Origin of the sequence: Rheinheimera sp. A13L, from assembly GCF_000217935.1 — a bacterium.
GTDB lineage: Bacteria > Pseudomonadota > Gammaproteobacteria > Enterobacterales > Alteromonadaceae > Pararheinheimera.
This window is the reverse complement of the sequence record NZ_AFHI01000054.1, coordinates 1-1379: the sequence shown is the minus strand read 5'-3', so window position 1 is coordinate 1379 and position 1379 is coordinate 1. Positions and strand designations below refer to the sequence as shown.

Annotated in this window: 1 protein-coding gene; it reads right to left on the bottom strand. The window is 38.8% G+C overall.

Annotation, left to right across the window (positions count from 1 at the left end):
* Positions 1-578 precede the first annotated feature (578 nt).
* A partial coding sequence (locus tag RHEIN_RS21280) for an RHS repeat domain-containing protein (RefSeq protein ID WP_008900228.1) occupies positions 579-1379 on the bottom strand: 801 nt, incomplete at its 5' end.

Genomic DNA, 1379 nt, shown 5'->3' with positions numbered 1-1379 from the left:
CCACTGTCGTTGCCCACCTTATTGAGTTTACCTTTAGCGTAAGCACCTTCGTTATAAGTCCACTGAGCCAGATTGAGTAGGCCACCATTGTTTTTATAATGCATATACTGATGGTGTTTACCTTTTGCTCTGAGTATTGATTTAAAAATGGGGCAAGACGCAAGACTTGACCCCGTGGGTGTTCGAGCACATTTCACAGTGATAAATTAAATCATCGATTTACAACTCACATGTAACATCAAGTCATATTTTCCCACCTATAACTGAATGAAAATACATCGACACCCATAGAAGTTGAAAGTAAACGATAATTGACATCGTCAAAAATATAAAAACACAACTAGTTATTAGCGAAATTTTTCCGAGCTTTTCTCTCATATTATTCCAGCTCCACAATACAGAAACGAATGGAAAAACAATCGACATCATTGGAAAAGTACCGAAAAAGAGTGATGCATCCTCAAGGAGGATGTGTACAAAAAAAATATCAAGGAGACATAAATATATAAGACAAAACAATGCAACCGAGAAATTAATTCCAGTAATTCTAATGAATAAATTTATTCGATTAAACATACTTACATCCCTATAGGTAATTTTTCGATTAAGTCTTTATATGACTCTTTGTAGTATTCATAAAGCAGATCATCCATGTAATCCTGACAATTGTTGAGAATTGGATCGTAATTATCCGCTTGCCATTTTTTCTCTATATTACTTTGAGCCTTTCTCATCAGAGAATCATTATAGCTAGTGTTCTCACAAGAATATTTGTCTGAATTCTCCCGATCATCGAACAGACCTGATTTAGAAAACCCTGCATTATCCCCAGTACCATCCTCATAGAATCCATGCTGATGGTAGAGACCGATGTTCAACCCCGTGCTGCCAGAGGTCATATAACCTCCCATGAAAGATAAAGGCCGCTGGCAAAACTTAAATAATCCATATGGGTCAATAAAGCTAAGCGGATTTCCTTTAACATAACCATAAGTATTCAACCCACCTGCCAAACCAATAGGGTCACTCTGCAAATAGCGCCCTAAAGTCGCATCGTAATCCCTGAAATAGTTGTACCAGCTGGCTTTTTCTGCATCCCAATATTGTCCTGGAAAACCAATATTAAACTCGCCAATACTTGTGCTTAACACAGAACGGTCAAAGGCCTCCAACTTAGCCCGCCACACTATCGCTTTGCTGGCATTAGTAATGACTTCCGGCCTGCCTAAATGGTCGTTGTGCACATAATACAGCTGGTTGTTCAGAATATAACCCACCACCTGGCCATTAAAATAAATGTACTGTTTGGTGGTGCCTTCGGCTAATAACTGGCCTTGTGGGCTATAGATAAACCTCGTTTCAACACTGCCGACTGATTT